Raw genomic sequence first — 5,311 nt, forward strand, 5'->3', positions numbered from 1 at the left:
GCCGACTCAGGGAGTATCGCGACGCCCACACCGTTTTCGACCAGGCGGCAAATCGACGCGAAGTTGCCAAGCTGGATGCGGTGCCGCAAGGTGCGATGCAGCCGCTTCGCCTGACTTTCGAGGAACACCTGAATCGACGAGCCGCGTTCGTGACCAACGAAATCGGCTTCGATAAGATCGGCAAAGGCGATCTCCCGCTGCAGCGCGAAACGTTCGTCGACTGCGGGCACAACCGCGCACAGGCGGTCGGTGGCAAAGGGAAACGTCGTGAGCGCCACGCCCTCGGGCGGCGAAGCGATGATGCCGATATCGGCCACTCCTTCCGCAATGGCCGCGATGATCTCATCGCTCGGACGCTGCTCGATTTCGATGTTGATGTTGGGGTTGTCGTAGAGAAAGCGGCTAAGCGGGCCAGGCAGCGTCTCGACAAGTGCATTCGTGTTCGAGAGGATGCGGATGGTCCCCCGCATCCCTTGGGAGAACTGTGCGAGGTCGTCCGTCATGCGTTGTAGCGCGCCGAGGGTGGCCCGCGCGTGGCGCAGGAAGGTCTGCCCCGCCTCCGTGACGCGTATGCCGTGAGGCCGACGCTCCAGCAGCGGCACACCTACCGCCTCCTCCATCTGCCGGATACGCGCACTGACCGCCGCGAGCGAGAGGTTGACGCGGGTTGCGCCGTGCGTAAGGCTGCCAGCTTCGGCGACGGCAACGAAGGTTTGAAGGTCGACAAGGCCAAAATGCATGGGATAACACACCGGGAAGTGAGTCTGGACTCGAATGGACGGGCCACGAGGCTCGCCTGCGAGAAGCATACCTGGCTTTACGAACGCATGTCCATTGTGTGCCGCGTGCCTCGACGCGACACGCAGATAGCCTTTCCCTCCCTTCACCCATTCTTCTTTTTTGTTCAATTGACCGTAGCTTACAAGCGGCCCGGCACTGCGCCGCCTGGAGGGCACCGGTGCACGCGAAGTTGATCCACACGAGCTGCACGTTGGTGATCTCCAAGTGCTGGAACGTCGTCTCGCGCTAAGTCTTGTGGTGCGCAGCGCCCTCAGGCGGCAACGCCTCCGTGTCCGTCAGCACTTCGCGCAAGCGGTCCCGAAACGGATTCAATACCGCAGTGTTGCGCAATACGCATACGCACAGGTCGCGGCGAGCCCAGGGTTCCGCGAGCTTGAGCACCACGACGTTGCTGCCTGAGTCGCTCTCGATGGCCGAGCGCGCGACGATGCCAATTCCGGCACCAGATGCAACTAGTTTCACGATCGCACCATAGCTCGACACCTGCACGCGCACGTCCAGGCGCCATCATGTCGACTGCGAGATAACGGTGGTCCGACGTAAAGAGGCCGTAGTAGTTGGTGTGCATGCGCTCGCGTTCGACCCGTATGCGTACGACCGCGCTTAAGTCGCTGTCCGCCACGGAGTCGAAGTAGACCAATTGCCAGTACATGATGGCGTCCGTCTCGCGCTCCATGTTGCCTGTGACGGCCCAGCCGATAAGCCCGAGCAACACCATGACCGACAGCGAAAAGATAGCCGCATGGAGAAGCAGCAGCCGGACGGACGTCGAGTGCCAGTGTCGAGCAAACGCGAGGGTTTGCGTGAGCGAAGTGGCCTTTCTCAATTCACGCTCAGGACGTAGCCGACACCGCGAAAAGTCTTGATCAGCGGCGTCGCGTCGTGCGGATCGATCTTTTTGCGCAGATGTCCGATATGAACATCGATGAGCTTCGAACCCGGATCGAAGTGGTAACCCCGATCTGCCTCGAACAACATTGTGCGGGTGATCGTCCTGCCCGCATGCCGCATCATGAACTCCAGCACGCGGTACTCTGTTTGCGACAGCGCAATTTCCTCGTTGCCACGCCTCACCTTGCGGGCGATGAGGTCGAGCTCGAGAGCGCCAACGCGCAGCGTCGTCTCTGTTTGAGCTACCGACGCCTGCTGGCGACGCAGCAGCACCTCCGGACGAGCCGCCATCTCGGCGAGGTTGAACGGCTTCGTCAGGTAATCGTCCCCGCCCGCACGCAAGCCGCGAATGCGTTCATCAACGTCGCCTGGCGCGCTGACCATCAGCGCAGGTGTGTGCACGCCCACGCTGCGAATGGCAGTCACAATGCTCAAGCCGTCCACGCCGGGCAACATGCGGTCGAGCGTGATGATGTCGTACTCATCGCTCATTGCCCGCGCAATTCCTTCGCGTCCGTTGTCGACCCAATCGACGCTGAAACCGCCTTTCCGCAACTCCACTGCGATATCGTTAGCGGTAGTTTCATCGTCTTCGATCGTAAGCACTCTTGACATGCCGCTCTTCCTCAGCCAGCGAAATTCGCCGATACAAATGTCTAAAACACCGAATCTGCCCGCACGCTCGTGCGCCCTTAATCAGAGGCGACTGCGCAGTCCCGCTCAGTCCTGCCGGGGTCTTGGGGAGTCACACGTGGAGTGGCACGTGTCTTTCATGTGCGCCGCAATGGCGGATGCCGTGAGCGCACAAAGCAGCCCAATGGCGCTGCCGACAGCCACGTTCAGCAGGCGTTCGCCTCCAAAAATCCACGGCTTTCCCGCCAATACAAAAGCTATTGCCGCACAGGCGCACCGGACGCCGAATGCGAGCGTGTACGGACGAATGCAGATGAGCGTCAGCATTGCGGCGAACACAACGAGCACACGCATAAATAACGCATGAGGGATCATCAACCCGACGACCACTCCGAAGGAAACGCCGACAACGGCCCCGGTGAGCCGGCTGCGAAACTTCTGCCGGGCGCTTGCTGCATTTCCGGTAACGACGCTGGCGGCCGACCAGATCATCCACTGACCATGATCGACGTGCCGCCATTCGACAAGTGCGGCAGCGCAAGCGACCGCGAGCGCGACGGTGATCACCAACTCGATATATGCGTTGCGCTTGCTGTTTGGGGAGAGGCGAGTCCACTTTGCGAAATGCGCAAGAGTCGGCTGGCCGGTTTCACGCGAGCGGAAGTGCTCGACTGACGCAACGAGCAGGATCGGCAACGCCGCTATCAACAGGAACGGCAGGACCTCAACGCTGCGGGTGATAAGCGCCTGCCGCGTGACCGCTTCCCCACTTTCGCAAGCAAGATACAGCGAAGGAATGAACGTGAAGTTGCCGAGCGAGCGCAAGGCACTGCCGCCCGCGGTCACCAGCACGGATCCCATGCCCAGCAGGACGGTGGCTACGACAAAGAGCAGCGGGTGCGCGAGCGACGCCATCAGGATCAGGAAGCCCGCGCTGATCGCCAAAGCGTGCGCGAAGACGCCGAGCGGCGCAAGCTGCGAGTGGTCGAGCGCGATGAGCATCGCGACCGGCACGATTGCCGCGGTAAGCCACTCGGATTTGCCTGATATGACTGCAAGCAGGAGCAGCGGGACGAGCGCAAACATGGCGCGACCCAACGCCCGCCTGTCGAACACGGTTTCGACGCGGCGCAAGAGCGACGAAGCTCCGGTGTGACGTTCGCTGCTCATCGCCTCTCTCCGGCCACGCTGTGCTTGTCCATCGGGCGTCATCAGCCGGCGAGCGCCTCGAGTACGTCGGCGGATCGCCGCACGAGACCGAGCCTTGGGAAGATGTAATTCAGCGACGCATGATGATGCTCGGGCGCGCCGCAGCTCATTGCGTCCTCGACGAGCACCAGCGAGTACCCGTGCTCGTGCGCGGTGCGAGCCGTCGACTCGACGCCGATGTTCGTCGAAATCCCGCCGAGCACAATGGTTTCGATGCCGCGACGCCGCAATTGCAGGTCGAGCTCGGTGCCGTAGAAAGCGCTCCATTGGCGTTTCGTGATCTTGATGTCGCGCTCCTCCACCGCCAGTTCGGTGGGAAAGTCCCACCAGTTCGAGGGCAGTCCGCCGGGGGGAAGCGCGACGGGCTGATCGACGGGCTGCTTCAGTGCATCGCCGAAGTCGGCGCTCCAGCCCACCCGGACCAGGACGACCGGCGCGTTCACTTCCCGGAAGCGCTTTGCGAGCGTTGCCGAGGTAGCCAGCACGGCTGCGGCTGGGCGGGGCGCTTTCCCGAATCCGAGAATGCCCTCCTGAAGATCGATCAGAACGAGAGCGGTAGTCTTGGGGTCAAGTTTTTGCAACATGATGGTCTTCCGTTGAAAGCGGCGAGCCGCTGGTGTATTGTGAGGGGGTGCTCACAAACAGTATATGAGAATGGCCTCACAAAAGTCAACGCCGAATACGGGCGAAGCGAAGGCGCCGCGCCGCGCCCGCGGACATGCGCGGGTGGCGTCGTTACTGGAAGCCGCAAGTGCGGAATTTGCCGAAAAAGGGTACGAAGCAACGACGATGACAGCGATCGCCGCGCGCGCGGGAGCGTCGATCGGTTCGCTTTATCAGTTCTTTCCGACGAAAGACCAGGTCGCAGGTACGCTGATCGAGCAATACGTGACCGAGCTTGAAGCAGCGTTAGTCCGGCTGAGCGAGGAGGTGCCGCTGCTTGATGTATCGGTCGTTGCGAGCCGGCTGACGACGTTTTTCGTGGCGTTTCGCACGACGCACCCCGCTTTCGTGGTGCTGGTCGACGCGCAAGATGTCGCACTGCCCGGCGCCACCGGAGTGCGCGAAAGATTGCGCAAAGGAATCGCATCCGTGCTGGCCGCCCTCGCGCCGCGACTGTCCGTGGACGAAGCTTTGTTCCGGGCCGTGGTCGTGCAGCATCTTATGAAGGCAGCCGTCACGCTGAGCCACGATGCCAGCGTGGTTGACCGTCACGCGGCGATCCTGGAGTTCCAGCGCGTGGTAGAGCGCTACCTTGAGGACGTGATGGAAGCCGGGCGTGGTGGACGAACCGGCGCAGCGAAACGAGGGGTTTTGTCGCGATAACGATTCCAGCGCGAGCGAAACCCGATATGGATAGGAATGCTTATGCAGCCAAGGAATAGGACTGCTCGGCGGGAGTCTGTCGGGCGCAGTTGTTTTTCATCTGCCCCTTGGCGATCATGTGCATCACCTCGATTCCGCCAAGCAGGATGCGGGCGCAACGAAAATTCTTGAGCCCGAGCATGGGTCTGATACGCCGCTTGATCGCGCGGTGGTCCTGCTCAATGATATTGTTCAAGTACTTCGTCTGGCGTATCTTGATGGGTGTATCTCGCTCGGCGTTGATGGCTTCCAGCGCCGCCAGATTGGCGCCACTTTTGTCGATAGTCACTGTCTCGGGTTCGCCATTCTGGGCGATCGATTCTTCGAAATACCGACGCGCCGCGGTCTTGTCCCGATGGGCCCGTAACAGAAAATCGATGGTGTTACCGGCCTTGTCGACGGCGCGGTACAG

At 61.5% G+C, this 5,311-nt stretch carries 7 protein-coding genes; 1 reads left to right on the top strand and 6 read right to left on the bottom strand.

Annotated features, from left to right (window positions below):
- From GNZ12_RS13345 to GNZ12_RS13365, 5 genes are all read right to left on the bottom strand, one after another.
- On the bottom strand, window positions 1–740 hold a 740-nt coding region (locus GNZ12_RS13345; RefSeq protein ID WP_172310774.1), incomplete at its 3' end, for a LysR family transcriptional regulator.
- 286 nt (window positions 741–1,026) lie between these two features.
- The gene (locus tag GNZ12_RS13350; RefSeq protein WP_328805991.1) at window positions 1,027–1,296 is read right to left on the bottom strand and encodes a LysR substrate-binding domain-containing protein; all 270 of its coding nucleotides are present in this window, start codon (window positions 1,294–1,296) and stop codon (window positions 1,027–1,029) included.
- A gap of 327 nt (window positions 1,297–1,623) precedes the next feature.
- Entirely contained in the window at window positions 1,624–2,307 is a 684-nt protein-coding gene (locus tag GNZ12_RS13355; RefSeq protein WP_172310738.1) for a response regulator transcription factor, read from the bottom strand.
- A 105-nt stretch (window positions 2,308–2,412) separates the two neighbouring features.
- Window positions 2,413–3,495 (bottom strand): FUSC family protein, encoded by a 1,083-nt coding sequence (locus tag GNZ12_RS13360; RefSeq protein WP_172310739.1) that lies wholly within the window; start codon window positions 3,493–3,495, stop codon window positions 2,413–2,415.
- A gap of 41 nt (window positions 3,496–3,536) precedes the next feature.
- A complete protein-coding gene (locus GNZ12_RS13365) occupies window positions 3,537–4,118 on the bottom strand; it encodes a hydrolase (RefSeq protein WP_172310740.1) in 582 nt (193 codons plus the stop codon).
- A gap of 70 nt (window positions 4,119–4,188) precedes the next feature.
- On the opposite strand from GNZ12_RS13365, the gene GNZ12_RS13370 reads away from it, so the two are divergent.
- Window positions 4,189–4,860, top strand: coding sequence for a TetR/AcrR family transcriptional regulator (locus GNZ12_RS13370; RefSeq protein ID WP_172310741.1), 672 nt, complete (start codon window positions 4,189–4,191; stop codon window positions 4,858–4,860).
- Between the two features lie 40 nt (window positions 4,861–4,900).
- Here the strand turns inward: GNZ12_RS13370 and GNZ12_RS13375 are convergent.
- A partial coding sequence (locus tag GNZ12_RS13375; protein WP_172310775.1) for a DDE-type integrase/transposase/recombinase occupies window positions 4,901–5,311 on the bottom strand: 411 nt, incomplete at its 5' end.

The organism is Paraburkholderia solitsugae (assembly GCF_013177695.1).
GTDB classification, from domain to species: domain Bacteria; phylum Pseudomonadota; class Gammaproteobacteria; order Burkholderiales; family Burkholderiaceae; genus Paraburkholderia; species Paraburkholderia solitsugae.